Origin of the sequence: Streptomyces sp. NPDC055955 (assembly GCF_042270245.1) — a bacterium.
Lineage (GTDB): Bacteria > Actinomycetota > Actinomycetes > Streptomycetales > Streptomycetaceae > Streptomyces.
Map to the genome: position 1 here is coordinate 302,236 of NZ_JBHJYS010000003.1, position 24,861 is coordinate 327,096.

Consider the following 24,861-nt stretch of genomic DNA (forward strand, 5'->3'; position numbering starts at 1 on the left):
CCCCTCCCCTCACGTCCGCGAGCGAAATACCGGCACGGAGAAACCCTCGACCTGACGGAAGGTGACCTCCAGCGGCATGCCCGTGCGCAGGTCGTCGCCGTCGGCGTCCACGATCTCCGTCATCATCCGCGGGCCCTCCGCGAGGTCGACGACGGCCGCGACGTAGGGGGTGCGGGTGCCGAAGGGCGGCAGGTCGTTGCGGTGGACGACGGACCAGGTGTAGAGGACGGCCCTTCCGGACGCCCGCTCCCACGCCACGTCCTCGCTCCAGCAGTGCGGGCAGAACTCGCGCGGGTAGTGATGGGCCCGCTCGCACGCGCGGCAGCGGCGGAGCAGCAGCGTCCCGTCGGCGGCCGCGTCCCAGTAGGGGCGGGTGAAGGCGTCGGGCTCGGGGAGGTCGAACCGTACGGTCGCGGGAAGGGTCACAGGAACAGTCCGATCGCCGCGTCGAGGGACCAGGCCTGCCAGGACATGGCGAAGAGCGCCACGAGCGAGATGAGGGCCATCATCGCGTTCTGCCCCTGCTCGGCCCAGTCGTGGATCATCAGGACCAGGTACAGGAGGTTCAGGAGCAGTCCGCCGACGAGGGCCACGGGGGTCAGCAGGCCCACCACGAGGCCGAGGCCCAGGGCCAGTTCGGCGTAGACGACGATGTACGCCATCACTTTCGGCCGCGGGGTGACGACGGCGCCGAATCCGCTGCGTACGGCGTTCCACCGGTGCTTCGCGGCGACGTCGGCGGCCCAGGCGATGCCGGTGCCCCGCTCGAACCAGCCCTTCTTGTCCTTGTGCCGCCAGCTCTCCAGCCACCACAGTCCGAGGCCTATGCGCAGCACGGCCAGCCATTCGACGCCGTCGAGCCAGATCGAGTCCACGACCGGGGCCCTCCTCTCCGTTTCTGACGGAACGTCAGTTCAGCGCACACGGGGGCGCCACCGCAAGGGGCGTACGCCGTGATGAATTCGCAACCGATTCCGGTCTTGACCGAGACCCATCAAATCGAACCGTGATTACGCTCGCACTCATGGTCACCGAGCCCGCGCCCACCGCACGCACCCAGGACCGCCCCGTGTACGTCATCGGGGGCGGCCCGGGCGGTCTCGCCGCGGCCGCGGCGCTGCGCGAGCGGGGCGTCAGAGCCGTGATCCTGGAGAAGTCCGAACACGTCGGGGCATCTTGGCGCCGCCACTACGACCGCCTCCATTTGCACACCACCCGCAAGCTCTCCGGGCTCCCCGGCCTCGCGATCCCGCGTCGCTTCGGCCGCTGGGTGTCCCGCGACGACGTCGTGCGCTACCTGGAGAAGTACGCCGAGTTCCACCAGCTGGAGATCGTCACCGGCGTGGCGGTCTCCCGCGTGGAACGCACGGACGACGGCTGGCTCGTACGCGCCTCGGGCGGTCGCGAACTGGCCGCGAGCGCCGTCGTGGTCGCCACAGGCTTCAACCACACCCCCCGCCTGCCCGACTGGCCGGGCCGTTCCTCGTACTCCGGCGAGCTCCTCCACGCGGGCGACTACCGCAACGCCACGCCGTACGCGGGCCGCGACGTGCTCGTCGTCGGCGTCGGCAACACGGGCGCCGAGATCGCCGTGGACCTGGCCGAGGGCGGCGCGTCCCGTGTCAGGCTCGCGGTGCGTACGGCGCCCCACATCGTGCGCCGGTCCACCGCGGGCTGGCCCGCGCAGCGGACCGGCATCCTTTGCCGCAGGCTGCCCGTGGCGATCGTGGACCGCCTGGCGCGCCCCATGGCGAAGCTCAGCGTGCCCGACCTGACGGAACAGGGCCTGCCCAGACCCACGACCGGCCTCTACTCACGGGTGCGCGAGGGCGCGATCCCCGTGCAGGACGTCGGCCTGATCGACGCCGTGCGCACGGGCAGGGTCGAACCCGTCGCGGCCGTCGAGTCGTTCGAGGACGGCAAGGTGGTCCTCGCCGACGGCACACGCATCGCGCCCGACGCGGTGATCGCGGCGACGGGTTACCGCCGCGCACTGGAGGACCTGGTGGGCCACCTCGGCGTCCTGGACGCCCGGGGCCGCCCGACCACGCACGGCCGGCGGACGGCCCCCGCCGCGCCCGGCCTCTATTTCACGGGGTACACGAACCCGATCAGCGGCATGTTCCGCGAACTGGCCCTGGACGCACGGAAGATCGCGAAGGTGATCGCGGGCTGACCCCGGCCACCGCCGCCCCGCCGCCGACCCTCCCTTCCGCCTGCCCGCCCATCCGCACACCCGCCCGCATCCCGTCCGTCACACCCGCCCACAGTGGCCACATCCCGCCGTTCCAACCGGCCCGCCCGCGGGAACACCCGTAACAGCCTTTGCGTGCAGCCCTGTTCCTGACACAGCGTCAGTTCAGTAATCTGACACAACGTCAGTTAGTGAGCACCAGTCGAGGAGCGGGCGGACCCGATGCTTGGATCGACATACGGCACCCTGACCACCGACCCCCGCCGGGCCCGCACGATCGCCTGCGGAGAGCAGCCGGCACCTGCCGTGCACGGCAGGACGGACGACCTGGACGTGAGCGGCAGGCCACTGCACCGTGAGGTGCCTGACCTGGACCGTTTCTTCCGGCCCGAATCGATCGCGGTCATCGGCGCGTCCGACGCCGAGGGCCGCCCGAACACGGGCATCACGCGCCAGCTGATCGCGTGGGCGCAGCGCGTGGGCGCCCGCCTCCACCCCGTGCACCCCACCCGCGAGACCGTCTTCGGCATCCCGTGCTCGCCGGGCGTCTCCGCGCTGCCCGAACCCGTCGACCTCGCCGTACTCCTCATCTCGGACCCGCTGCCGGTCATCGAGGAACTGGCCCAGGCCAAGGTGAAGTTCGCGGTGGCGTTCGCGTCCGGCTTCGCGGAGACCGGCGAGGAAGGAGCGGCAGCGCAGTCGTCCCTGTCCGCGGCGGTCAGCCGCTCGGGCATGCGGCTGCTGGGCCCGAACACGAACCTGAACGCGTTCTCCGAGTTCCGCGACGACCTCGAAGGACCGGCGATCGCCCTCATCACGCAGTCGGGCCACCAGGGTCGCCCCCTCTACACGATGCAGGAACTGGGCGTACGGCTCTCCCACTGGGCGCCCACGGGCAACGAGGCGGACCTGGAGACGGCGGACTTCGTCTCGTACTTCGCCGAGCAGCCCGAGGTCGGGGCGATCGCGTGTTACGTGGAGGGCCTGAAGGACGGCCGCGCCTTCCTCCTCGCGGCGGACCGCGCGGCCCGCAACGGCGTGCCCGTCGTGGCCGTCAAGGTCGGCCGGACCGAGGCGGGCGCCCGCATGGCGGCCTCGCACACCGGCAAGCTGACCGGCGCGGACACGGTGGTGGACGCGGCGATGCGGCAGTTCGGCGTGGTCAGGGTCGACGGACTCGACGAGCTCCAGGACACCGCCGCCCTGCTGGCGCGGGCCCGGCCCCCGCGGGCGGACGGCGTGGCGGTCTACTCGATATCGGGAGGCACCGGCGCCCACTTCGCCGATCTGGCCACCCGCGCGGGACTGACCCTGCCGTCGCTGTCCGAGGAGAAGCAGCGGGAGCTGCACCAGTGGATCCCGGAGTACCTCAACGTCGCGAACCCGATCGACAACGGCGGCCACCCGGTGGGTGACTGGCGCGGCCCCAAGATCATCGAGTCGATCCTCCAGGACCCGTCCATCGGCGTCCTGATCTGCCCGATCACCGGTCCGTTCCCGCCGATGAGCGACAAACTGGCCCGGGACCTGGCGGAGGCGGCGGAGCGCACGGACAAGCTGATCTGTGTCGTCTGGGGATCGCCCCTCGGCACCGAGGACGCCTACCGCGAGACGCTTCTCGGCTCCTCTCGCCTCGCGACGTTCCGCACGTTCGGCAACTGCATCACGGCCGTCCGGGCCTATCTGGACCACCACCGGTTCACCGCCGCCTACCGTTCCCCGTTCACCGACGCGCCCCGCACGCCCTCCCCCTCCTTCCGCAAGGCGCAGGCCCTGATGCGTCCGGGCCGCCAGCTCAGCGAGCACGCCGCGAAGCAGCTCCTGCGCGCGTACGGCATCCGCGTACCGCGCGAGCAGCTCGTGACCAGCGCCGCGGCGGCGGTACGGGCGGCCGGGCAGGTCGGCTACCCCGTCGTCATGAAGGCGTCCGGCGCGCGGCTGGCCCACAAGTCGGACCTGGGCCTGGTCAAGGTCGGCCTGACCTCGGCCAGCCAGGTCAGGGACGCCTACCGGGAACTCACCGACATCGCCCGCTACGAGGGCCTCGACCTGGACGGCGTCCTGGTCTGCCAGATGGTCGAGCGGGGCGTGGAGATGGTCGTCGGGGTCACCCAGGACGACCTGTTCGGCCCGACGGTGACGGTGGGCCTGGGCGGTGTACTCGTGGAGGTGCTGCGCGACACGGCGGTGCGGGTGCCTCCGTTCGCGGAGGACCAGGCGCGGGCGATGCTCGACGAACTACGGGGCCGGCCCCTCCTGGACGGGATGCGGGGGGCGCCGCCCGTGGACCTGGACGCGCTGGTGGAGGTCGTCCTGCGGGTCCAGCGCATGGCCCTCGAACTGGGCGACGAACTCGCCGAGCTGGACATCAACCCGCTGATGGTGCTCCCCCGTGGCCAGGGCGCCGTGGCGCTCGACGCGCTCGCCGTCTGCCACTGAGATCCGCCGGCACCGCCCACCGCCCGCCTCCGTACAGGGAAGAAGAGGTCATGTCCGCCACCATCGAGTGCACGACCGCCGACGCCGTCACCTGGATCACGCTCAACCGCCCCGAGGCCATGAACGCGCTGACCTGGGACCAGCGCGAGGAGATCATCGGCATCCTGAACGGCGCCGGTGCGGACCCGGACGTGCGTGCCGTCGTCATCACGGCGACCGGCAGGGGTTTCTGCGCCGGCGCGGACCTGCGGGGCGCTCCGGCCACCGGGCCCCGTGTGCCCGGCGACGTCGCCCGCACGATCCGGCTCGGCGCGCAGCGTCTGATCGCGGCGGTCATGGACTGCGAGAAGCCGGTCGTCGCGGCGGTCAACGGGACGGCGGCCGGCATCGGCGCGCATCTGGCGTTCGCCTGTGACCTGGTGCTCGCGGCGGAGTCGGCCCGGTTCATCGAGGTCTTCGCGCGCCGCGGCCTGGTCCCGGACGGCGGCGGCGCCTATCTGCTGCCGCGCCTGATCGGGCCGCAGCGGGCCAAGGAGCTGATGTTCTTCGGCGACGCGCTCTCCTCGGCGGACGCGGAACGCCTGGGCCTGGTCAACCGCACAGTCCCGGACGGGGAGCTGCGCAAGACGGCCCAGGAGTGGGCCGCGCGCCTGGCGAGCGGCCCGACCCGGGCCATCGCCCTGACCAAGCAGCTGGTCAACGCCTCCCTGGAGTCGGACCGCGCGACGGCGTTCGCGGCGGAGGCGGCGGCTCAGGAGATCAACATGACGACGGCGGACGCGCAGGAGGGCGTCGCCTCCTTCAAGGAGCGGCGCGACCCGGCGTACAGAGGCCGGTAGCCGGCCTGCGCCGCGGGACGCCGTCAGCCAATCCGCGCCCGCCACTTCCTATCTGACGGCTCGTCAGCTTCAATCGTAGATGTGATGGGACACGCGGGAATGGCAGCGACGGTGGTCAGGTACCTCCGGTCGGTCGGTGCGCCCACATCGGCCGAGCCGGTGGACGCACTGCCGCGTCCGGAGCTACGGGCCGTGGGCGAGGACGAGCGGGCGCCACTGGATCCCGGCGAGTTCCGCCGCGTCCTCGGGCACTTCGCCACCGGGGTCACCGTCGTGACGGCGCCGCCCCCGCACCCCGGCGCTCCCCCCGCGGGGTTCGCCTGCCAGTCCTTCTCCTCGCTCTCCCTGGACCCGCCGCTGGTGGCGTTCATGGTGGCCCGTACGTCCACGACCTGGCCGCGCATCGCGAGCGCCGGCGTCTTCTGCGTGAACGTGCTGGGCGCGGACCAGGGCGCGCTGTGCCGGTCCTTCGCGGTGAGCGGAGCGGACAAGTTCGCGGGTGTCGAGCACGACGCGGCGCCCGTGACGGGCTCGCCGCGGATCGCGGGCGCGCCCGCGTGGGTCGACTGCACGATCCACGCCGTCCACACCGGCGGGGACCACCTCATCGTGGTGGGCCGGGTGGAGGCGCTCGGGACGGGGGACGGCGAGGCGTCCCCTCTGCTGTTCCACAAGGGCGCGTTCGGCCGCTTCGCGCCCTGATCAGGCGAGTGGGGCCACCGGGCCCGTACCGGCGTCGGCGTGACGGCGCCGGATGACCAGCGCCATCAGGGCCGCCGCGGCGCACAGCGCGCCGGACGCGTACCAGACGACGTCGTACGAGCCGAACGTGTCACGGGCGACGCCGCCGAGGAAGGCGACGAGCGCGGCGCCCACCTGGTGCGAGGCGAGCACCCAGCCGAACACGATCGCGCTGTCCTGCCCGTAGTGCTCACGGCACAGGGCCAGGGTGGGCGGCACGGTGGCGACCCAGTCGAGCCCGTAGAAGACGATGAAGAAGATCATCGGCGGGTGGACGGAGGGCGCGAGGAGCATGGGCAGGAACAGCAGGGAGATCCCGCGCAGCGCGTAGTACACCGCGAGCAGCCGCCGCGCGTCGAAGCGGTCGGTGAACCAGCCCGACGCCACCGTTCCGACGACGTCGAAGACCCCCACCACGGCCAGCAGCGAGGCCGCCGCGGTGATGGGCATCCCGTGGTCGTGCGCGGCCGGCACGAAGTGCGTCTGGACGAGCCCGTTCGTGGAGGCGCCGCAGATCGCGAAGGTCCCGGCGAGCAGCCAGAAGGGGCCCGTGCGGGCGGCCTTGAACAGCACGCCCACGGTGCGGCGGGCGGCCCCGGTGACGGGCGGCGGCTTCTCGACGAAGTCCTGCGAGCCGTACGGGGTGGTGCCCACGTCGGCCGGATGGTCACGCAGCAGCAGCCACACGAACGGTACGACGGCGAGCGCCGCGAGCGCCACCGTCACGGCCGCCGGCCGCCACTTGTGCGCCTCGACGATCCACGAGAGCAGGGGCAGGAAGATGAGCTGCCCCGAAGCGGACGCGGCCGTGAGGATGCCGGTCACGAGCCCGCGCCGGGCCGTGAACCAGCGGTTGGTGACGGTCGCGGCGAACGCGAGGGCCATCGAGCCGGAGCCGAGCCCGACGAGCAGGCCCCAGCACAGCAGGAGCTGCCAGGCCGAGTCCATCCACACGGTCAGTCCGGAGCCGGCCGCGATGACGACCAGGGCGGCGGCGACCACGCGCCGGATGCCGAACCGGTCCATGAGGGCGGCGGCGAAGGGCGCGGTCAGCCCGTACAGCGCGAGGTTGATGGAGACGGCGAGCCCGATGGTGCCGCGGGACCAGCCGAACTCCTCGTTCAGCGGGTCGATCAGCAGCCCCGGCAGGGACCGGAAGGCGGCGGCGCCGATGATCGTCACGAAGGTGACGGCGGCCACGAACCAGGCGCGGTGGATACGGGGACCGGGGCGCGGCGGACGGGCGGCGCCCGCGCCGGGCGAGCCCTCGGCCGCGGCGTCGATGTCGGTGGTGTGCGTCACGGAAGACAGCATCGGATCACCGGCCCACCCGGGACGAGTGGCCCGAAAGACAGCCTTCGCTAGGATCGGGCCATACACTCGGAGCCATGCCCGAGACTCCCGCAGCCCGCACCCGGCGCCCCCACCGCGTGGTCGTCCTGGCCCTCGACGGCGTGCTCCCCTTCGAACTCGGCATCACCCAGCGCATCTTCACCCGCGCCAAGGACTCCGAGGGCCGGCCGCTGTACGAGGTCGTGACGTGCTCGGTCAGGGAACCCGGCCCCGTGGAGACGGACGCCGACTTCGCCGTCCTGATCAGGAACGGCCCAAAGGCGCTCGCGACCGCGGACACGGTGGTCGTTCCCGCGTCGTACGAGTTCGGCCCCGTCGTCGACGAGGGCGTCCTCACCGACGAGCTGGCGGCGGCCTTCGCGCAGGTCAGGCCCGGTACGCGAATGGTCTCGATCTGCACCGGCAGCTACGTCCTCGCCGCGGCGGGCTACCTGGACGGGCGCCCGGCGACCACGCACTGGGCGTCGGCGGAGCACTTCCAGCGACTCTTCCCCAAGATCAAGGTCGACGCCGACGTCCTCTACATCGACGACGGGGACGTCCTGACGTCGGCCGGGGTCGCCGCGGGCATCGACCTCTGCCTGCACCTGGTCCGCCGCGACCACGGCGCGGCGGTGGCCAACGAGGTGGCCCGCCGCACCGTCGTCCCGCCCCACCGCGACGGCGGACAGGCCCAGTACATCCACCGTCCCGTCCCCGAACCCCAGCTCGCGACCACGACCAAGGCCCGCGCCTGGGCCCTGGCCCGTCTCCACGAACCGCTCCAGCTGCGGGACCTGGCCGCCCAGGAGGCGATGTCGGTCCGCACCTTCACGCGCCGTTTCCGCGAGGAGGCCGGTGTCAGCCCGGGCCAGTGGCTCACCCAGCAGCGGGTGGAACGGGCCAGGCACCTGCTGGAGTCGAGCGACCTGTCGATGGACCAGGTGGCGCGCGAGTCGGGCTTCGGCACGGCGCAATCGATGCGGCAGCACCTCCAGACGGCGCTGGGCGTGACGCCCACGGCCTACCGCCGCACGTTCCACGCGACGAACCCGCGGGGCGCGGGCCGGACAGCGCAGGCGCGGCCGGCCGACGTGGGCGCGGGCCGGGCGACGTAGCCGCGCGACAGGCGAGAGGGGCGCGGGTCAGAACACCAGCACCCCCCGCGCCACCCTCCCCTGCCGGGCGTCCTCCGCCGCCTTCGCGAAGTCCTCGACCGGATAGGTCTCCGTGACCAGCTCGTCGAGCAGCAGCCGGCCCTGGCGGTACAGGTCGGCGTAGAGCCTGATGTCGCGCTGGGGCCGCGAGGTGCCGTAGCGGCAGCCCAGGACGGACTTGTCGAGGAAGAGCGAGGCGGGGACGAAGGACGCCTCCGCGTCCGCGGCCGGCATGCCGAGGAGCACGGCTTGGCCGCGCCGGTCGAGGAGGTCGATGGCCTGCCGGATCAGCTCGACGCGGCCGACGCACTCGAAGACGTGGTCGGCGCCGTGCGGCAGGACTTCCCTGACCCCGTCGGCCGAGGTCAGGAACTCGCTCGCGCCGAACTGCCGGGCCACGGCCTCCTTGTCGGGGTTCGCGTCGACGGCGACGATCCGCGAAGCACCGCTGATCCGGGCCCCCTGGAGCACATTGAGGCCGATCCCTCCGGTCCCGATGACGACGACGGTGTCGCCCTGGTCCACGCGCGCCCGGTTGAGGACGGCCCCGACGCCGGTCAGCACCCCGCACCCCATGAGCGCGGCCGACGTCAGCGGGATCTCCGCGGGGATCGGCACGGCCTGCACGGCCTTCACGACGGTCCGTTCGGCGAACGAGGAGTTCGCGGCGAACTGGTAGAGCGGCGTGCCGCCCCGCGAGAACGGCTGCGTGGGCCTCCCGATCGCCTTGCGGCACATGGTCGGCCGCCCCCGGTCGCAGTCCGCGCAGGCGCCGCAGTTGGCGAGCGTGGACAGCGCCACATGGTCCCCGGGCGCCACATGGGTGACGCCCGAGCCGACGGCCTCCACGACCCCCGCGCCCTCGTGCCCGAGCACGACCGGCGCCGGGAACGGGATGGTCCCGTCGATGACCGACAGGTCGCTGTGGCACAGCCCCGCGGCCGCGACGTCGACGAGCACCTCCCCCGGCCCCGGATCGCGTATCTCGAGATCGTCGACCACGTCGGCCCGGACCCCGTCGAACACGACACCCCTCATGACGACTCCCTCGTCTCCCTGGGCAGTCCGAGCACCCGCTCGGCGATGATGTTGCGCTGGATCTCGTCCGAGCCGCCGTAGATCGTGTCGGCCCGGCTGAAGAGGAACAGCCGCTGCGCGGCGTCGAGTTCGTACGTACGGTCAGGCGCCCAGTCCCCGGGTCCGGCGGCGGCGAGCGCGCCCCGCGCCTGGAGGGCGAGTTCGCCGAGGCGCTGGTGCCAGCGGCCCCACAGGAGCTTGGCGACGCTCGGGGCGCCCGGGTCCTGCGCGCCGCCGAGCGTGCGCAGCGCGTTGAACCGCATGACGCGCAGCTCGGCCCACTGCCGTACGAGGCGGTCCCTGAACAGCGGGTCCTCGGCCGCACCCGTACGCACCGCGGTCCGCACGACCTCGGCGAGTTCCGCGGCGAAGCCGATCTGCTGGGCGAGCGTCGAGACGCCCCGCTCCAGGGCGAGCAGCCCCATGGCGACCCGCCAGCCGTTCCCCTCGCCGCCGACGACGTGCTCCACGCGCGCGTGCGCCCCGTCGAAGAACACCTCGTTGAACTCGGCTGTGCCGGTCAGCTGCCGGATGGGCCGCACCTCGATCCGGCCCGGCTGGTCCATCGGCACGAGGAGGAACGACAGGCCGTGATGACGCCGCGAGCCCGCCTCGGTGCGGGCGAGCACGAAGCACCAGTCGGCCTCGTGCGCGAGCGACGTCCACACCTTCTGCCCGGTCACGCGGTACGTGTCCCCGTCGCGCACGGCGGTCGTACGCAGGTTCGCGAGGTCGGAACCGGCGCCGGGCTCGCTGTACCCCTGGCACCACAGCTCCTCGCCGGAGGCGACGGGCGGCAGGAAGCGCCGCTGCTGCGCCTCGTCGCCGTAGGCGATCAGGGTCGGGGCGAGCAGGTTCTCGCCGATGTGCCCGTGGCGTGCGGGCGCCCGGGCCCGCGCATACTCCTCGGCCCAGACGACCTGCTGCGTCAGCGAGGCGACCCGGTTGCCGTACCCGCCGCGCTGCCAGCCGAGCCCGATCCACCCGGACGCGCCCAGCTCCCGCTCCCAGGAACGCCGTACGCCGGCGCCCTCGTGCTCGCTCCCGGGGCCGCCGCGCCCCCGGGCGACGGCGTATTCGCCGGTGAGGTGCTCCGCGAGCCACCCGCGGGCCTCCCGCCGGAACGCCTCGTCCTCATCCCCGAACCCGAACTCCACCACGCGCCTCCGCCCCCGGCCTCGACGTCACTGATTGGGCCGCGCTTTCGCCGCGGCCGCCTCCGCCATCGCCTCCAGCTGCGCCAGCATCGGCATCGGATCGACGCCGACGGTGCCGGGCAGGAAGTCCGCGATCTTGTCCGGGGTCCAGCCGCCCTCCGCGTACCCCGAGCGCAGCTCCCTCGGCTGGGCCCACACCGCGATCTTCGGGCCGGCGATCGTGTACACCTGCCCGGTGATCTTCTCGGCGCGGGCGCGCTCGCTGAGCAGATAGACGACGAGCGCGGCGACGTCCTCGGGCTCCCCGATCTCCTTGAGCTCCATGGGAACGTTCGCCGACATGCGGGTACGGGCGACGGGCGCGACCGCGTTCGCCGTCACGCCGTACTTGTGCAGCCCGAGCGCGGCGCTGCGCACGAGCGAGATGATCCCGCCCTTGGCGGCGCTGTAGTTGGCCTGCGCCACGGAACCCTGGTGATTGCCGCTGGTGAAACCGATGAGCGTGCCCGACCCCTGCTTGCGCATGACGGCGGACGCGGCCCGGAACACGGTGAACGTGCCCTTCAGATGCGTGGCGACCACCGGGTCCCACTCCTGCTCGGACATGTTGAACAGCATCCGCTCGCGCAGGATCCCGGCGACGCAGACGACGCCGTCGATCCGTCCGTACCGGGCGAGCGCCACGTCGACGATCCGCTGCCCGCCCGCCATGGTCGAGATGTCGTCGGCGACGGCGACGGCCTCGCCGCCGGCCGCCTCGATCTCCTTGACGACGGACTCGGCGATCTCGCTCGCCGGTTCGCCGCCCTCGATGGACACCCCGTAGTCGTTGACCACGACCCGTGCGCCCTCGGCGGCACAGGCGAGCGCGACGGCCCTGCCGATGCCGCGTCCGGCCCCGGTGACGGCCACCACCTTGCCTGCCAAGAAGTTCCCCACGTCCGGCCCCTTCCCGCGGTTTCTGACGGACCGTTAGATTCTATGACCCGTCAGATACCCGAAGACAAGCCCCGGGGAGCACTCATGTCGTTGCCTGCCGAGTTCCACGAGATGGCCAAGCGCGTCAACAACTGGGGACGTTGGGGCGCCGACGACGAGATCGGCACGCTCAACCTGATCACCGACGAGGTCGTGCGCGAGGCCGCGGCGACCGTCCGCACCGGCCGCCGGACGGCGCTCGCGCTGCCCCTCAAGGAGGACGGGGTGCAGACCGGAATGATCCCCGGCCGGGTCAACCCGCTCCACACCATGGTCCAGATCAACCACGAACTGTTCGGCCCCGGCACCGTCGCCACCAGCGACGACGCGGTGACCATGGGGCTCCAGACGGCCACGCACTGGGACGCCCTCACGCACGTCTCGCACTCGGGCCGGATCTACAACGGCCGCCCCGCCGAGACGATCACGGCGCACGGCGGCGCGCAGTTCAGCGGCATCGACAAGGCCCCGCACATCGTCTCGCGCGGCGTCCTGCTCGACGTCGCCGCGGCGAAGGGCGTGGACCGGCTGCCCGGCGACCACGCCGTGACGCCCGAAGACCTGGACGAGGCCGCGGAGTTCGGCCGGGTCACGGTCCGCCCCGGCGACATCGTCCTCGTCCGCACCGGCCAGATCCAGACGTATCTGGCGGGCGACAAGCACGCGTACGGCTATCCGTCGCCCGGCCTGTCCGTGCGCACGCCCGAGTGGTTCCACGCGCGCGACGTGGCCGCGGTCGCGAACGACACCCTCACCTTCGAGATCTTCCCGCCGGAGATCGAGAACCTCTGGCTGCCCGTGCACGCCCTCGACCTGGTCGAGATGGGCATGCTCCAGGGCCAGAACTGGAATCTGGAGAACTTGTCCACAGTCTGTGCAGAAGAATCGCGCTACGTGTTCCTGCTGTCGGCGATGCCCGAGCCCTTCGTCGGCGGCACCGGCACACCTGTGGCCCCGGTCGCGATCCTGTAGCGCCCAAGAAGCCTGTCCGGCACGGGAGTTCAGAACCGGGCGGCGATGCGAGCCGCACCACCGCCCGGCCCCCGGCGCCCGGGCCCTGCTCCCCCGGCCCCTGGAGGAGCCGGCCGCCGCGGCACGACCCGTACTCGCCGAGGGCCCCCGTCACCGGAACCCTTGGCGTCCCCTCGCCACGAATCGCTGACCACAAGCGTGATCAAACGGACACCCGGCGTCAACACCCGTAAGGAGATTTGCCAGTTATGTGACATTGATGACGGCGCGAGCCGGGCCCGAACCGGCGCACCGGGGCACACGGACGCGCTCAGGCGCACGGGGACGCCCCTTGCCACCCCGAGAGGCGCCGGGTGCCGGGACTACACCGCCTCGTACGCCATCCCCGGATACGCCCCCGCCCCCGCGCCCCGAGCGCCGCAGCGGTCGATCTCGCACCAGATGGCCTTGCCCGTGCCCTCGGGCCGCCAGCCCCAGCGGTCCGCCAGGCCGTCGACGAGTTCCAGGCCGCGGCCGTTGGTCTCGTCCCCGTCGGCGTGCCGCGGCGCGGGGGGCCGGTCGCTGGCGTCGGCCACCTCCACGCGGACCGTGCCGGCGCTGGCCTCCGCCGGGACGCCCGGCAGCAGGATGCGCAGAACGGCCGGACAGCCGGTGTGCACGACGGCGTTGGTGACGAGCTCGGAGACGATCAGGATGAGCGTCTCCGCCAGTGGCTCGTCGGCCTCTATCCCGGACCCTGCCAGGCGCGAGCGCACCCACCTGCGGGCTCGCCCCACCTCTGCGGGATCCGCCCGGACCTCCAGCTGAACTTGAAGCACCTGCACCGCTCACACCATCCGAACCGGCGGACACATCGCCTCGGGACTGTGACAAGTCAAGGAGCTCACGGACCGTGATCCCCTTGGAAGACAGCATGGTTGACGTACAGTCACCCCAACAAGCGCTTCGGGCATATTCCAGCGCGAAGGAGTACGCGTGCGCCATACTGTGCGACGCGCCCTGTGGGGAGTCGAACGGGCGGGCGCGCGGCCCTCCCGTGCGCTGCGAACGGCACGCATCGCCGGATCCGGAGCCGCCTCAGGGGCAACACCGGGATGGCTCGGACTCGGAACCACTCGCATCCCACACAAGGTACCCGAGCGGGGCCCCGACTCCATGCCGTGACGAGTCCCGCGCAGGACACAACCCGATATCGACGTTCCGTGACCGTCCGTACACGGGTTCGCCCCGCACCGCACGGATCCCCGGACGTCACAGCGCCGCCGCCAGCTCCTCCTCCGTCTCGCGCGCCGTACGGCCCGTTCCGGCGCGCACCCAGGCCCGCTTGAGATGCAGATGCACGTCCGCCTCCCAGGTGAAGCCCATGCCGCCGTGCACCTGGACGCAGTCACGCGCGTTGCGCACGGCCGCCTCGTCGGCGAGCAGTTCCGCGGCGGCGATCTCGACCGGGTCGGCCGTGACAGCCGCCGCGTACACGGCCGCGCGGGCCAGCTCGGCCCGTACGAGCATCTGGGCACACAGGTGCTTCACGGCCTGGAACGCGCCGATGGGCTGCCCGAACTGCTCGCGTTCACCCGCGTACCGGACCGCCAGCTCGCAGGTGCGCGTGGCCGATCCGAGCTGTTCGGCGGCGGTGAGGAGCACGGCCTCGGGACTGCGGGGCGCGTGCGGGCCCGGCAGCCTGTGCAGGGGCGTGAGGGGGTCGACGGAGGCCAGGGGCACGGCGCCGGCCGCGTCGCCCTGGACGACGTCCGACGCCTCGCGCCACGGCAGGAGTTCCCCGGCGGGCGCCGTCACGACGCTCTCGCCGGTCGCGGCGCCCGGCACGGTGCCCGCGGCGAGGTGCGTGGCGACGAGCGGGCCCGGCAGCAGGACCCGGCCCGCCTCCTCGAAGACGAGGACGGCCTCGGGCAGCCCCAGGCCGACGCCGCCGTCCGCCTCCGGCAGGCACAGGGCGAAGAACCCCGCGTCGCCCAGAGCCCGCCACAGCGCCCGGTCCAGGTGCCCGGGCGTGTCCACGGCGGTGCGCAGGGCCTCGCGGTCGAAGCGGCCGGCGAGCAGGTCGCGTACGCCGTCGCGCAGGGCGCGCTGGTCGTCGGTGAGCTGGAAGCGCATGCTCACCGCCCTCCCTTCTGAAGATCCCCCTGAAGGCCCTTCGGCCGGTCTTTCGGCCGGTCTTTCGGCAGGCCGAGGATGCGTTCGGCGACGATGTTGTGCTGGATCTGGGAGGTGCCGGCGGCGATCGTGTACGAGAGGGACGACAGTCGGTCGAGCGTCCACTCGTGGTCCGTGTCGAGGGACCCCGCGACGCCGAGCACTTCGGCGGCGGCGTCGAACAGTTCCTGACGGGCGTGCGAGTACCGCAGCTTGAAGACCGAGCCGCCGGTGCCGGGGACGCCGACCGCCCTCCCCCACGTTCCCGGCTCCGCTCGGACCGGGGGGACCCCCATCGCCTCGCTGACGTTCCACTGGGTGAGCCGCCACAGGGCGCGGAACTCGGCGTTGAGGCGGCCGAGCCTGCGGCGCAGTACGGCGTCGTCCCAGCGGCCGTTCTTGCGGGCCTGCGCGGCCAGTTCGCCGAGGACACGGCGGCAGGCGACGACCTCGCCCACGAACGCGGTACCCCGTTCGAAGGACAGTGTCACCATCGTCACGCGCCAGCCGTCGTTCTCCTCGCCGACCCGGTTGGCGACCGGGACGCGTACGTCGTCGAGGAACATCTCGGCGAACTCGGCGGACCCGGCGAGCGTGCGCAACGGCCGCACGGTGATCCCGGGCGCGTCCATCGGCATGGCGAGCCAGGAGATGCCCCGGTGTTTCGGAGCGGACGGGTCGGTGCGCACGAGGAGTTCGCACCAGTCGGCGACCTCCGCGTGCGAGGTCCATATCTTGGACCCGCTCACCACGTAGTGGTCGCCGTCCCGGGTCGCGCGCGTGCGCAGCGCCGCGAGATCGGACCCGGCGTCGGGCTCGCTGAACCCCTGGCACCACACCTCGTCGCCGCGCAGGACGGGCGGCAGCCAGCGCGCCCGCTGCTCCGGTGTCCCCTCGGCCGCGATCGTCGGCCCTGCGTGCAGCAGCCCGACGAAGTTGGCGCCCACGTAGGGCGCGCCCGCTTTCTCGGTCTCCTCCAGGAAGATGAGGTGCTGCGTGGGCGTGGCACCGCGGCCGCCCGCGTCGGCGGGCCAGTGCAGGCCCGCGTACCCCGCGTCGTACAGCCTGCGCTGCCAGCCGAGGTCGTAGGCGCGCCTGCCCGGCCAGTCGTCGGGGGACGGCTTCGGGGGGAGTCCCGGAAGCACGGACGCGAGCCACTCCCGCAGCCGCGCCCGGAACTCCTCCTCCTCGTCCGTGTACGTGAGATCCATGGCGCGGCCCGCTACCGGTCGAGGTCCAGATCGAGCATGCGGATCGCGTTGCCCCGCATGAGCTTGTAGACCGTCTCGGAGTCGAGTCCCTTCACATGGTCGAGGGCGACCTCCTTGGTGTGCGGGAAGGTCGAGTCGACGTGCGGATAGTCCGTCTCGAAGGTCGCGTTGTCCCGGCCGACGACGTCGAGGGACGCCACCCCGTGCTTGTCGCGGAAGAAGCAGCAGAACATCTGGCGGTAGTAGTACGTCGACGGCGGCTCCGGGACGAGGTCGCGCACCCCGCCCCAGGCCCGGTGCTCCTCCCAGACGTCGTCCGCGCGCTCCAGGGCGTACGGGATCCAGCCCATCTGGCCTTCGGAGTAGGCGAGCTTGAGCGTCGGGAACTTCACCAGGACCCCGGAGAAGAGGAAGTCCATCATCGACGCCATCGCGTTGTTGAAGCTGAGCGAGGCCTGCACGGCGGGCGGGGCGTCGGGGGACGCGGCGGGCATCTGCGAACTGGAGCCGATGTGCATGTTGACGACCGTCCCGGTCTCCTGGCACACGGCGAAGAACGGGTCCCAGTAGCCGGAGTGGATCGACGGGAGCCCCAGGTAGGTGGGGATCTCGGAGAACGTCACGGCCTTGACGCCGCGGGCGGCGTTGCGCCGGATCTCGGCGACGGCGAGGTCGACGTCCCACAGGGGGATGATGCAGAGCGGGATGAGGCGGCCTCCGCTGTCGCCGCACCACTCCTCGACCATCCAGTCGTTGTAGGCGCGCACGCAGGCGAGCGCCACCTCCTTGTCCTTGGCCTCGGCGAACGTCTGGCCGCAGAAGCGCGGGAAGGTGGGGAAGCAGAGGCTGGCCTCGACATGGTTGAGGTCCATGTCCTCCAGGCGGGCCTTCGGGTCCCAGCAGCCGAGCCGCATCTCCGCGCGCGTGATGCCTTCGAGGGTCATGTCGTCGCGGTCGAAGCCGACGGCGGCGATGTTGCGCTTGTACGGGAACTTCAGGTCCTCGTAGATCCACCAGTCCGTCGCGGGCCCGTCCGGGTCCATGGTGATCTGGTACTTGCCCGCCACGTAGGCGAGCTCGCCGATCCCGGCGGTGAGCGGCTGCGGCCCCCGGTCCCGGTACTTCGCCGGAAGCCAGGTCGAGAAGAGGTGCGCGGGCTCGATCACATGGTCGTCGACGCTGATGATCCGGGGCAGTTCCATCGGGTCCATCGTGTCCCCTCACCTGACAGTTTCTGATGGCGTTCGTGACGCTGCTTCTGCTGCTGTTTCTGATGGGTCGTCAGATAGCAGGCTAGCCCCGCACCCCTGGACCGACAAGGCGCAGCGCTCTACGCTCTCCGCACGATCTGACTAACCGTCAGGTACGGCCTGTCCTTCCGAGGGGGAGCAGTGAACGACACCGCACACGCCCTGGGCGCCGCCGGGACGCTCTGGGAGCTGATCGAGCGCCGCGCCGCCCTCACCCCCGACACCCCCGTGCTGATCCAGTCCGCCCCCGACGCGAAGGACGACCGGCGCCTGACCTTCGGCGAGCTGCGCGACCGCGGCGAGCGGGTCGCCGCCGGCCTGTACGACATGGGCGTACGCCCCGGCACGGTCGTCGCCTGGCAGCTCCCGACCCGCATCGAGACCGCCCTGCTCTCCTTCGCCCTCGCCCGCATCGGCGCCGTCCAGTCCCCCGTCATCCCCTTCTACCGGGACCGCGAGGTCGGCTTCGCGCTGCGCGAGTCGAAGGCCGAGTTCTTCGCGACGCCGGGCGTGTGGCGCGGCTTCGACCACACGGAGATGGCCCGGCGCCTCGGCGCGCGCGGGATCTTCGAGGCCTACGACACGCTGCCCGACGGCGACCCGTCCGTACTGCCGCCCCCGCCCTCCGACGGCACGTCCGTGCGCTGGATCTACTGGACCTCCGGCACGACCTCCGACCCCAAGGGTGTCCTCCACACCGACCGCTCACTGATCGCCGGCGGCTCCTGCCTCGCGCACGCCCTGCGTCTGTCGGCGTCCGACGTCGGCTCGATGGCGTTCCCCTTCGCACACATAGCGGGCCCGGACTACACGGTCATGCTGCTCCTGTACGGGTTCCCCGCGGTGATGTTCGAGCACTTCGCGCTGCCGGACGCGCTCGACGGCTACCGGCGCCACGGGGTCACCGTCGCCGGCGGCTCCACGGCCTTCTACTCCATGTTCCTCACCGAACAGCGCAAGTCCCCGGCGGACCGGCTCATCCCGACGCTGCGGCTCCTCGCGGGCGGCGGCGCGCCCAAGCCGCCCGAGATCTACCACGCGGTCGTACGGGAGATGGGCTGTCAGCTCACGCACGGATACGGCATGACCGAGGTCCCCATGATCACGATGGGTGCCCCCGACGACACCGCGGAGAACCTCGCCACGACGGAGGGACGGCCCCCCGAGGGCATGGAGATCCGGGTGACGGACGCGGACGGCAAGCAGGTCCCCCGCGGCGTGGACGGCGAGGTCAGACTGCGCGGGGAGGCCGTCTGCCAGGGCTATCTGGACCCCGTGCAGTCGGCGGCCGCCTTCGACGGCGACGGGTTCCTCGTCACCGGCGACCTCGGGCACGTGCGGGAGACGGGGCATCTGGTGCTCACCGGGCGGGCCAAGGACATCATCATCCGCAAGGGCGAGAACATCTCCGCGAAGGAGATCGAGGACCTGCTGCACGCGCACCCCGCGGTGGGCGACGCGGCGGTCGTCGGGCTCCCGGACCCCGAGCGCGGCGAACGGGTGTGCGCGGTCGTCGTCCAGCGTGACGGAACCGAGCCGCTCACCCTGGAGGCGATGGTGTCCCATCTGCGGTCGGAAGGGCTGTCCACGCACAAGCTGCCGGAGCAACTGGAGCTGGTGGACGCCCTTCCGCGCAACGACACGCTGCGCAAGGTGCTCAAGTACAAGCTGCGCGAGCGCTATGCGGGCACGAGCCCGGTGAACGCTATTCCGAAACGGTGAAGTAGTGGGCGAAGGCGGTGACGATCTCCTCCTCGGAGATCCGCCCGTCGCCGTCCGCGTCCAGCGCGGCGGCGACCGGGCCCACCAGGGACGGGTCTACGCCGAGGACACGCAGGACGCGCTCCGCCGCCGCCGGGGTGAGGCCCGAGCCGTTCTGGTCCGCGACGGCGATGGCGGCCCGCAGGAAGGGGCGGGCGATCTCCGCGAACCGCTCCGGGTTGTCCCGCAGCCGCTTCACCGCGCCCGTGACGAACTCCTCGCGGGTGACGCGCTGGTCGCCGTCCACATCCGCTATGCCGGCCATGCCCTGCCAGAAGGCCTCGGCACCCGCGTAGAGCGCCTGGCCCTTGTCGCAGCGCGCCGTCGTGGTGAACTCGGCGAGCAGACCCTTGGCCGCGGTCACGAAGTCCTCGCGGTCGATGTAGCCGTTGCCGTCCTGGTCGAAGCCGGCGAAGCGGGCAGCGATCCTGCGCTCGTACTCGGCGTGATCGGTGCTCTCGGCGTGGTCCATGTCCCCTCGGCCGCCTCTCGCATCGGTGGTGGTACGGGTTCTGCCCGTCCCCTCGCCAGGGAGCGTACGTCGTGGAGCGGCGCCGGGGGGCCTCACAACGACGCTTGTGCCAAGACCGGAAAAATTCCGCAACAACTTCCGTGCCCGGCCGCCCTGACGGACGGGTGTGCGTCAGGCCGAGAGGGGCGACGCCTCGTCGTTCACGGCGGTCAGCACGTCCGGGTACACCTCGAAGAGGCGGCGTACGCCGAGCGCCGACAGGACGCGGTTGACGTGCGAGCCGTCCTCGGCCCCCTTGGCGGGCAGGATCAGCCGGAGCTCGCCGCGGCAGGAACGCATCAGCCGGCGGGCCGCGATCAGCACGCCGACCCCGCTCGAATCGCAGAAGAGGACCTGCGAGAGATCGAGGACGAGACTGTGCCGGCCGTCCGCGACCGCGTCGTGCACCTGCTGGCGCAGGGCGGGAGAGGTGGCGATGTCCATTTCGCCCGACACCCGCACGACGGCCCAGCCACCCTGCTGTCCCTCGGTCACTCTGAGCGTCACGCGACACGCCTCTCGTTGATCCGGAACCTCTGCTTACGGTTGTCTTCTTTCGCGGCTGCCCGACCGCGAGGTGCTGAAACACCACCGCAGGCGTATCACATATGGCCCGGTTAAGACCCAAGTGATTGGATTTTGGGTCACTCCCGGAACCAAAGGTCCGCGCATCGTGACCGTCTCCTTACCATCCGCATCCGGACCGGTCGAGCTTTGCCGCAAAGACACGTGCGCCCGCGGCGGGTCCGACTACATTCGAGTGAAGGCACACGGTGAGGGGGCCGCATGGCCAGGGAGACTCCGACCCGGTGGGACCGGAGGATGCAGCAGCGGCTCGCGCACGGGGAGGCCGCCGCGCTCGGCGAGCTGTACGACCGCTTCGCGTCGCTCGTACACGGGCTCGCGCACCGCGTGCTCGGTGACGAGGACGCGGCCGACCGCATCACGCGCGACGTCTTCACCCATGTCTGGGAGAACCCCGACGCGTACGACCCCAAGCAGGGACCGCTGCGCTCCTGGATCGCCACGCTGACCCACCGGCGCGCGGTCCACCGGCTGCGCCAGACCGAGTCCGCCGCGCTCGTCCGCAGCGGCCAGGGCACCACGGAGGACCTGGAACGCAGGGTGCGGCATGCCTCCGCCGCCGCCCGCGCCGACTACATCGTCACGTCGATGCCCGCCCCGCTGCGCGCCGCGCTCGAACTCGCCTACTTCCAGCGCAGGGACTACCGCCAGACCGCGGTCGACCTCGGCGTCACCGAGGACGAGGCGCGCCGCCGCCTGCGCCTCGGCCTCCAGCTCCTGTCCACGGCGCACGACAGCGGCACCTCCGGCACCCCGCCGGGTTCTCCCGGACTCGGGAGGGCGCTGTGAGCGGGCCCCACCCCTTCGGCAACGCCGAACAGCCCGACGACCCCGACCGCCGCGGCGGCTCCGCAGAGCCCGAGGGCACCGGTCGTTCCGACGCCGCCGCGAGCGCCCGGATACCGACGCCGCGCTCGTCCGTCGAGGACACCGGGCGCCCGCTGCCGGACCACGCCCCCGAGCCGCTCGTCCTGGAGCACCGCGTCCTCAAGTCCCTCCTCGGCGCGTGGGCGCTGTCCGCGTGCTCGGCCGAGGAGAGCTTCGCCGTGGAGGAGCACCTCGGCGGCTGCGGCCCCTGCGCCGAGGAGGCGCTGCGGCTGCGGGACGCCGTGGGCCTGCTGCACTCCGAGGAGAGCCTCGACCTCGACCCGATGCTGCGCTCCCGCGTCCTCGAAGGCTGCCTGACCCGGCGTCCGCCCCGCATCCCGGTCCCCGAGTGGGCCGCTCCGTACGACGCGGAGACCGCCCGCCTCGACGCCCTGCTCCAGGACATCGGCGACTCCGAGTGGCACGCGCCCGTACGGCTTCGCTGGTACGAGGGCGACGACCGGGTCAGCCGCAAGACGACCGTCGCCGGGGTGCTCACGCACCTGATGAGCGTGGACGGCCTGGTCGCCGTCGCACTCGGCCTCGACGACCCGCTGTTCGGCGTCGCGCCCGAGGAGCGCCGCACTCCGGAGAGCCGCACGGAGACGTTCTGGAACGCCTCGCACTACCCGCCGACCCGGGCCGTCCGCGGCCCCTGGCGCGAGCAGTCGCACGCCGTGATCCGCACGGTGTCGTTCGCGGCCGACCCGAGCGGTTCCGCGGGCCGCACCCGCACCTCCGGGCAGCTGGCGGTCCCGTACGGGGACTTCACGCTGCCGCTGCGCGACTCGATGCTGGACCGCGCCTTCGAGTGCTGGGTGCACGCCGAGGACATCGCCGAGGCGGTGGACTACCCGTACGAGCCGCCGTCGCCCCGCCATCTGAACCGCATGATCGACCTGGCGGCCCGGCTCCTGCCCGACTCGCTCGCGGGCCGCCGCCGCGCGGGCCTCGCCGCACCGGCCCGCGGACTCGTCGCCGCGGGCGCGCCGGGCCGTACCCTGCGCCTGGAGGTCGAGGGGGCGGGCGGCGGCGAGTGGCTCATCTCCCTGGACTCCCCCGGCGCGGTCGGCTCGGCGGAGCACGAGGTGGCCCATGTGGCCCTGGACGGCGTGGAGTTCTGCCGCCTGGCGGCCGGTCACGTCACCCCGGAGGAGGCGGCCGCGGGACAGGACGGCGACCGCGAGGCGATCCACGACGTCCTCTACGCGACGGCGTCGCTCAGCAGGATGTGACGGCGCGTCGCGGCACGCGTCATCCCTTGCTGACCGCCGCGAGGATCTCCGGCAGGCGGGCGGCCGTGCGCGGGGCGGCCAGGCGCAGGCCCGCCAGGGTGATCCCCGCCCCGTACGCGGCCCCGACCGGCAGCAGCAGCCAGGTCGCGGACCCGGCGCCCGACACGTGCAGCCAGATCGCGAGGGCGATGACCGGGGCGCACAGCAGGGCCGCCGCGACCATCCCGCCGAAGATCGATATCCAGGCGAGGCCCGCCTGTCCCGGGGCGACGTTCTTGTAGCCCTCCTGGGGGATCGAGTACGGGAAGCGGGCCGACGACCAGGCGCCGGTCGCGAGCATCGCGCCGAGCAGCGCGAAGGAGAGGCCGAGGACCTCGGGCAGGGCCCGCCAGTCGCCGAGCATCGCCGTCGTGACGACGGTGACCAGCGTCGCGTACGGCAGGGTGATCGTCAGGAGGGCGAGGGCCCGGCCGCGCAGTTCGACGTAGGCGTCGTGCGGCGAGGAGATGGTCATGGCGACCATCCAGAACGCCGAGGTGTCCTGCCCGAACTGGTTGTACATCTGGATGCCGAGCATTCCGGCGGCGAAGCACGCGAAGTAGATGGAGCCGGTGCCCTGGAGCGCGTTGAAGACCGGCACGATCAGGCCGATGGCGAGGGACGTCACCCAGGCCGCCTTCGTCTTCGGGTCGCGCCACACATAGCGCAGGGCGCGCTCCATGACCGTGCCCGTGCGGCCGTCGGGCAGAAGGCGGCGGCCGCGGGACGTGCGCCTGCGGCGGGTGGGCTCGGCCGCCTGGAGCGTGGAGCCGTCGGGGGACGTCATGAGGCGCGTCAGGGCTCGCTGCCAGGCGTACAGGAGTCCGGCGAGGGCGGCCGCGCACAGGACGAGGCGGGTCGCCGCGACGCCGTACGAGCCATGGCTGACCGCGTCGACGGCGCCGATCGCGGACGCCGGCGGGATCCAGGCCAGCACGTCGCCCGCCGGGTCGAGCGCCCCGAGTCCGCCGGACGAACCGATCTTCTGCGCACCGAAGTTGACGACCTGTGCGCCGACGGCGATGACGAGCCCGCTGAGGACGGCGAGGTCGCGTCCCTTGCGGCTGGTGAGCAGCCGGATGTTGGCGGCGGCCATGGCGCGGGCGAGGGCGACGCAGGTGAGCAGGGTGAGGGCGACGGCCAGGACCGCGACGGCGTACGCGGCTGCCCCGTGCGCCACGGCGATCACCGCGCCGACCGCGAGACAGAGCGTGAACAGGGGGCCGATCCCGACGAGGGACGCGATGAGCAGGCCCCTCACGAGCGGGCGCGGACGCAGCGGGAGCATCACGAGGCGGGTCGGGTCGAGGGTCTCGTCGCCGGAGGGGAAGAAGAGCGGCATCACCGCCCAGCCGAGGGCGAGCACCGCGGTGAGGATGACGCAGAGCGTCGCCGCGTGCGTGCTGCCGCGCAGGGCGATCAGGCCGATGAGCTGGAGCGCGGCGACGAGGAGCACGACGACGAGCGTGGTGATGTAGGCGGCGCGGCGGCCCGTGGACCCGCGCAGGCCGTTGCGCAGAAGTGCCAGTTTGAGGCGGACCAGCGTGACGGTCGTCGTGGTCACCGGCCGCCTCCCAGCCAGTCCAGGTCGGAGGTGGTGTCGCGGCTGTTCGCGCCGACGAGTTCGAGGAACGCCTGCTGGAGGGAGGGCGCGTCGCCGCGCACTTCGGCGAGGGACCCCTGCGCGCGGATGCGCCCGGCGGCCATGACGGCGACCCAGTCGCAGAGCGACTCGACGAGCTCCATGACGTGGGAGGAGAAGACGACGGTCGCCCCGGATCCGGTGTAGCGCTCCAGAACGCCGCGGATGGTCTGCGCGGAGACCGGGTCGACGCCCTCGAACGGCTCGTCGAGGAACAGGACTTCGGGGTTGTGGAGGAGCGCTGCGGCGAGCCCGATCTTCTTGCGCATGCCGGTCGAGTAGTCGACGACGAGTTTGTGCTGGGCCCCGGAGAGGTCGAGCACGTCGAGGAGCTGGGCGGCGCGCTTGTCGACCTCGGCGCCGGGCAGGCCGCGCAACCTGCCCGTGTAGGCGAGAAGTTCGCGCCCCGAGAGCCGCTCGAACAGGCGCAGGCCCTCGGGGAGCACGCCGATGCGGGCCTTCACCTCGACGGGGTCGCGCCACACGTCGTGGCCGACGACCTCGACGGCGCCCCGGTCGGGCCGGAGCAGCCCGGTGACCATGGACAGGGTGGTCGTCTTTCCCGCGCCGTTCGGCCCGACGAGGCCGATGAACTTGCCTGCGGGAAGGGCGAGATCGATCCCCGCGACGGCGACGCTCTGGCCGAACGCCTTCCAGAGGTCCTTCACGCGTACGGCCGGCGCACCGGCCTCGGTCCCCGCCTCGATCACTGTGCCGCCC

23 protein-coding genes are annotated in these 24,861 nt (G+C 72.3%); 9 read left to right on the plus strand and 14 right to left on the minus strand.

The window, feature by feature from the left end; genetic code table 11:
- Positions 1-9: 9 nt before the first annotated feature.
- Both ACFC96_RS07420 and ACFC96_RS07425 read right to left on the minus strand, forming a co-directional pair.
- Positions 10-426 (minus strand): Zn-ribbon domain-containing OB-fold protein, encoded by a 417-nt coding sequence (locus ACFC96_RS07420; RefSeq protein WP_376610773.1) that lies wholly within the window; start codon positions 424-426, stop codon positions 10-12.
- On the minus strand, positions 423-875 hold the full coding sequence (locus ACFC96_RS07425; RefSeq protein ID WP_361042537.1) for a DoxX family protein: 453 nt from the start codon (positions 873-875) through the stop codon (positions 423-425). The genes ACFC96_RS07420 and ACFC96_RS07425 overlap by 4 nt, the downstream gene beginning before the upstream one ends.
- Before the next feature lie 149 nt (positions 876-1,024).
- On the opposite strand from ACFC96_RS07425, the gene ACFC96_RS07430 reads away from it, so the two are divergent.
- The 4 genes from ACFC96_RS07430 to ACFC96_RS07445 all read left to right on the plus strand — a co-directional run bounded on the left by ACFC96_RS07430 (position 1,025) and on the right by ACFC96_RS07445 (position 6,174).
- On the plus strand, positions 1,025-2,176 hold the full coding sequence (locus ACFC96_RS07430) for a flavin-containing monooxygenase (protein ID WP_376610962.1): 1,152 nt from the start codon (positions 1,025-1,027) through the stop codon (positions 2,174-2,176).
- 240 nt (positions 2,177-2,416) lie between these two features.
- Positions 2,417-4,633 carry an acetate--CoA ligase family protein gene (locus tag ACFC96_RS07435; RefSeq protein WP_376260387.1) on the plus strand — a complete coding sequence of 739 codons (2,217 nt, stop codon included), beginning with the start codon at positions 2,417-2,419 and terminating at the stop codon, positions 4,631-4,633.
- A 50-nt stretch (positions 4,634-4,683) separates the two neighbouring features.
- Entirely contained in the window at positions 4,684-5,472 is a 789-nt protein-coding gene (locus ACFC96_RS07440; protein ID WP_376260388.1) for an enoyl-CoA hydratase/isomerase family protein, read from the plus strand.
- An 84-nt stretch (positions 5,473-5,556) separates the two neighbouring features.
- Positions 5,557-6,174 (plus strand): flavin reductase family protein, encoded by a 618-nt coding sequence (locus tag ACFC96_RS07445; protein WP_376260390.1) that lies wholly within the window; start codon positions 5,557-5,559, stop codon positions 6,172-6,174.
- Here the strand turns inward: ACFC96_RS07445 and ACFC96_RS07450 are convergent, their stop codons facing one another.
- Positions 6,175-7,515 (minus strand): MFS transporter, encoded by a 1,341-nt coding sequence (locus ACFC96_RS07450; protein WP_376610775.1) that lies wholly within the window; start codon positions 7,513-7,515, stop codon positions 6,175-6,177.
- Between the two features lie 86 nt (positions 7,516-7,601).
- Between ACFC96_RS07450 and ACFC96_RS07455 the strand changes: the two genes are divergently transcribed.
- Positions 7,602-8,663, plus strand: coding sequence for a GlxA family transcriptional regulator (locus ACFC96_RS07455; RefSeq protein WP_376610777.1), 1,062 nt, complete (start codon positions 7,602-7,604; stop codon positions 8,661-8,663).
- Positions 8,664-8,690: 27 nt separating this feature from the next.
- On the opposite strand, the gene ACFC96_RS07460 is transcribed toward ACFC96_RS07455, so the two are convergent.
- The 3 genes from ACFC96_RS07460 to ACFC96_RS07470 are packed head-to-tail and all read right to left on the minus strand — an operon-like array spanning position 8,691 to position 11,875.
- Positions 8,691-9,740, minus strand: coding sequence for a Zn-dependent alcohol dehydrogenase (locus ACFC96_RS07460; RefSeq protein ID WP_376260394.1), 1,050 nt, complete (start codon positions 9,738-9,740; stop codon positions 8,691-8,693).
- Complete coding sequence (locus ACFC96_RS07465) at positions 9,737-10,936, minus strand: acyl-CoA dehydrogenase family protein (protein WP_376610964.1); 1,200 nt, start codon at positions 10,934-10,936, stop codon at positions 9,737-9,739. Before ACFC96_RS07465 ends, ACFC96_RS07460 begins: the two co-directional genes overlap by 4 nt.
- A gap of 27 nt (positions 10,937-10,963) precedes the next feature.
- Positions 10,964-11,875 (minus strand): SDR family NAD(P)-dependent oxidoreductase, encoded by a 912-nt coding sequence (locus ACFC96_RS07470; RefSeq protein ID WP_100596028.1) that lies wholly within the window; start codon positions 11,873-11,875, stop codon positions 10,964-10,966.
- A gap of 84 nt (positions 11,876-11,959) precedes the next feature.
- Between ACFC96_RS07470 and ACFC96_RS07475 the strand changes: the two genes are divergently transcribed.
- Positions 11,960-12,886 carry a cyclase family protein gene (locus ACFC96_RS07475; protein WP_376610780.1) on the plus strand — a complete coding sequence of 309 codons (927 nt, stop codon included), beginning with the start codon at positions 11,960-11,962 and terminating at the stop codon, positions 12,884-12,886.
- A 362-nt stretch (positions 12,887-13,248) separates the two neighbouring features.
- On the opposite strand, the gene ACFC96_RS07480 is transcribed toward ACFC96_RS07475, so the two are convergent.
- The 4 genes from ACFC96_RS07480 to ACFC96_RS07495 all read right to left on the minus strand — a co-directional run bounded on the left by ACFC96_RS07480 (position 13,249) and on the right by ACFC96_RS07495 (position 17,462).
- Complete coding sequence (locus ACFC96_RS07480) at positions 13,249-13,710, minus strand: ATP-binding protein (RefSeq protein WP_376260399.1); 462 nt, start codon at positions 13,708-13,710, stop codon at positions 13,249-13,251.
- A gap of 427 nt (positions 13,711-14,137) precedes the next feature.
- On the minus strand, positions 14,138-15,001 hold the full coding sequence (locus tag ACFC96_RS07485) for an acyl-CoA dehydrogenase family protein (RefSeq protein WP_376610966.1): 864 nt from the start codon (positions 14,999-15,001) through the stop codon (positions 14,138-14,140).
- Positions 15,002-15,003: 2 nt separating this feature from the next.
- Complete coding sequence (locus tag ACFC96_RS07490; protein WP_376260401.1) at positions 15,004-16,251, minus strand: acyl-CoA dehydrogenase; 1,248 nt, start codon at positions 16,249-16,251, stop codon at positions 15,004-15,006.
- 11 nt (positions 16,252-16,262) lie between these two features.
- The gene (locus ACFC96_RS07495; RefSeq protein ID WP_376610782.1) at positions 16,263-17,462 is read right to left on the minus strand and encodes an amidohydrolase family protein; all 1,200 of its coding nucleotides are present in this window, start codon (positions 17,460-17,462) and stop codon (positions 16,263-16,265) included.
- A gap of 180 nt (positions 17,463-17,642) precedes the next feature.
- Here ACFC96_RS07495 and ACFC96_RS07500 point away from each other — a divergent pair, with 180 nt between their 5' ends.
- The gene (locus tag ACFC96_RS07500) at positions 17,643-19,223 is read left to right on the plus strand and encodes a class I adenylate-forming enzyme family protein (RefSeq protein ID WP_376610784.1); all 1,581 of its coding nucleotides are present in this window, start codon (positions 17,643-17,645) and stop codon (positions 19,221-19,223) included.
- On the opposite strand, the gene ACFC96_RS07505 is transcribed toward ACFC96_RS07500, so the two are convergent.
- Positions 19,207-19,734 carry an EF-hand domain-containing protein gene (locus ACFC96_RS07505; RefSeq protein ID WP_376260407.1) on the minus strand — a complete coding sequence of 176 codons (528 nt, stop codon included), beginning with the start codon at positions 19,732-19,734 and terminating at the stop codon, positions 19,207-19,209. The genes ACFC96_RS07500 and ACFC96_RS07505 overlap by 17 nt on opposite strands.
- Before the next feature lie 171 nt (positions 19,735-19,905).
- Positions 19,906-20,280, minus strand: a complete 375-nt coding sequence (locus tag ACFC96_RS07510) for an STAS domain-containing protein (RefSeq protein WP_116512424.1) — start codon at positions 20,278-20,280, stop codon at positions 19,906-19,908.
- 279 nt (positions 20,281-20,559) lie between these two features.
- On the opposite strand from ACFC96_RS07510, the gene ACFC96_RS07515 reads away from it, so the two are divergent.
- Positions 20,560-21,147 carry a sigma-70 family RNA polymerase sigma factor gene (locus ACFC96_RS07515; protein WP_376260409.1) on the plus strand — a complete coding sequence of 196 codons (588 nt, stop codon included), beginning with the start codon at positions 20,560-20,562 and terminating at the stop codon, positions 21,145-21,147.
- Positions 21,144-22,460, plus strand: a complete 1,317-nt coding sequence (locus ACFC96_RS07520; RefSeq protein WP_376260411.1) for a zf-HC2 domain-containing protein — start codon at positions 21,144-21,146, stop codon at positions 22,458-22,460. Before ACFC96_RS07515 ends, ACFC96_RS07520 begins: the two co-directional genes overlap by 4 nt.
- Positions 22,461-22,479: 19 nt before the next feature.
- On the opposite strand, the gene ACFC96_RS07525 is transcribed toward ACFC96_RS07520, so the two are convergent.
- Both ACFC96_RS07525 and ACFC96_RS07530 read right to left on the minus strand, forming a co-directional pair.
- On the minus strand, positions 22,480-24,063 hold the full coding sequence (locus ACFC96_RS07525; protein WP_376610786.1) for a transporter: 1,584 nt from the start codon (positions 24,061-24,063) through the stop codon (positions 22,480-22,482).
- Positions 24,060-24,848, minus strand: a complete 789-nt coding sequence (locus ACFC96_RS07530) for an ABC transporter ATP-binding protein (protein WP_376610968.1) — start codon at positions 24,846-24,848, stop codon at positions 24,060-24,062. Before ACFC96_RS07530 ends, ACFC96_RS07525 begins: the two co-directional genes overlap by 4 nt.
- Positions 24,849-24,861 lie beyond the last annotated feature (13 nt).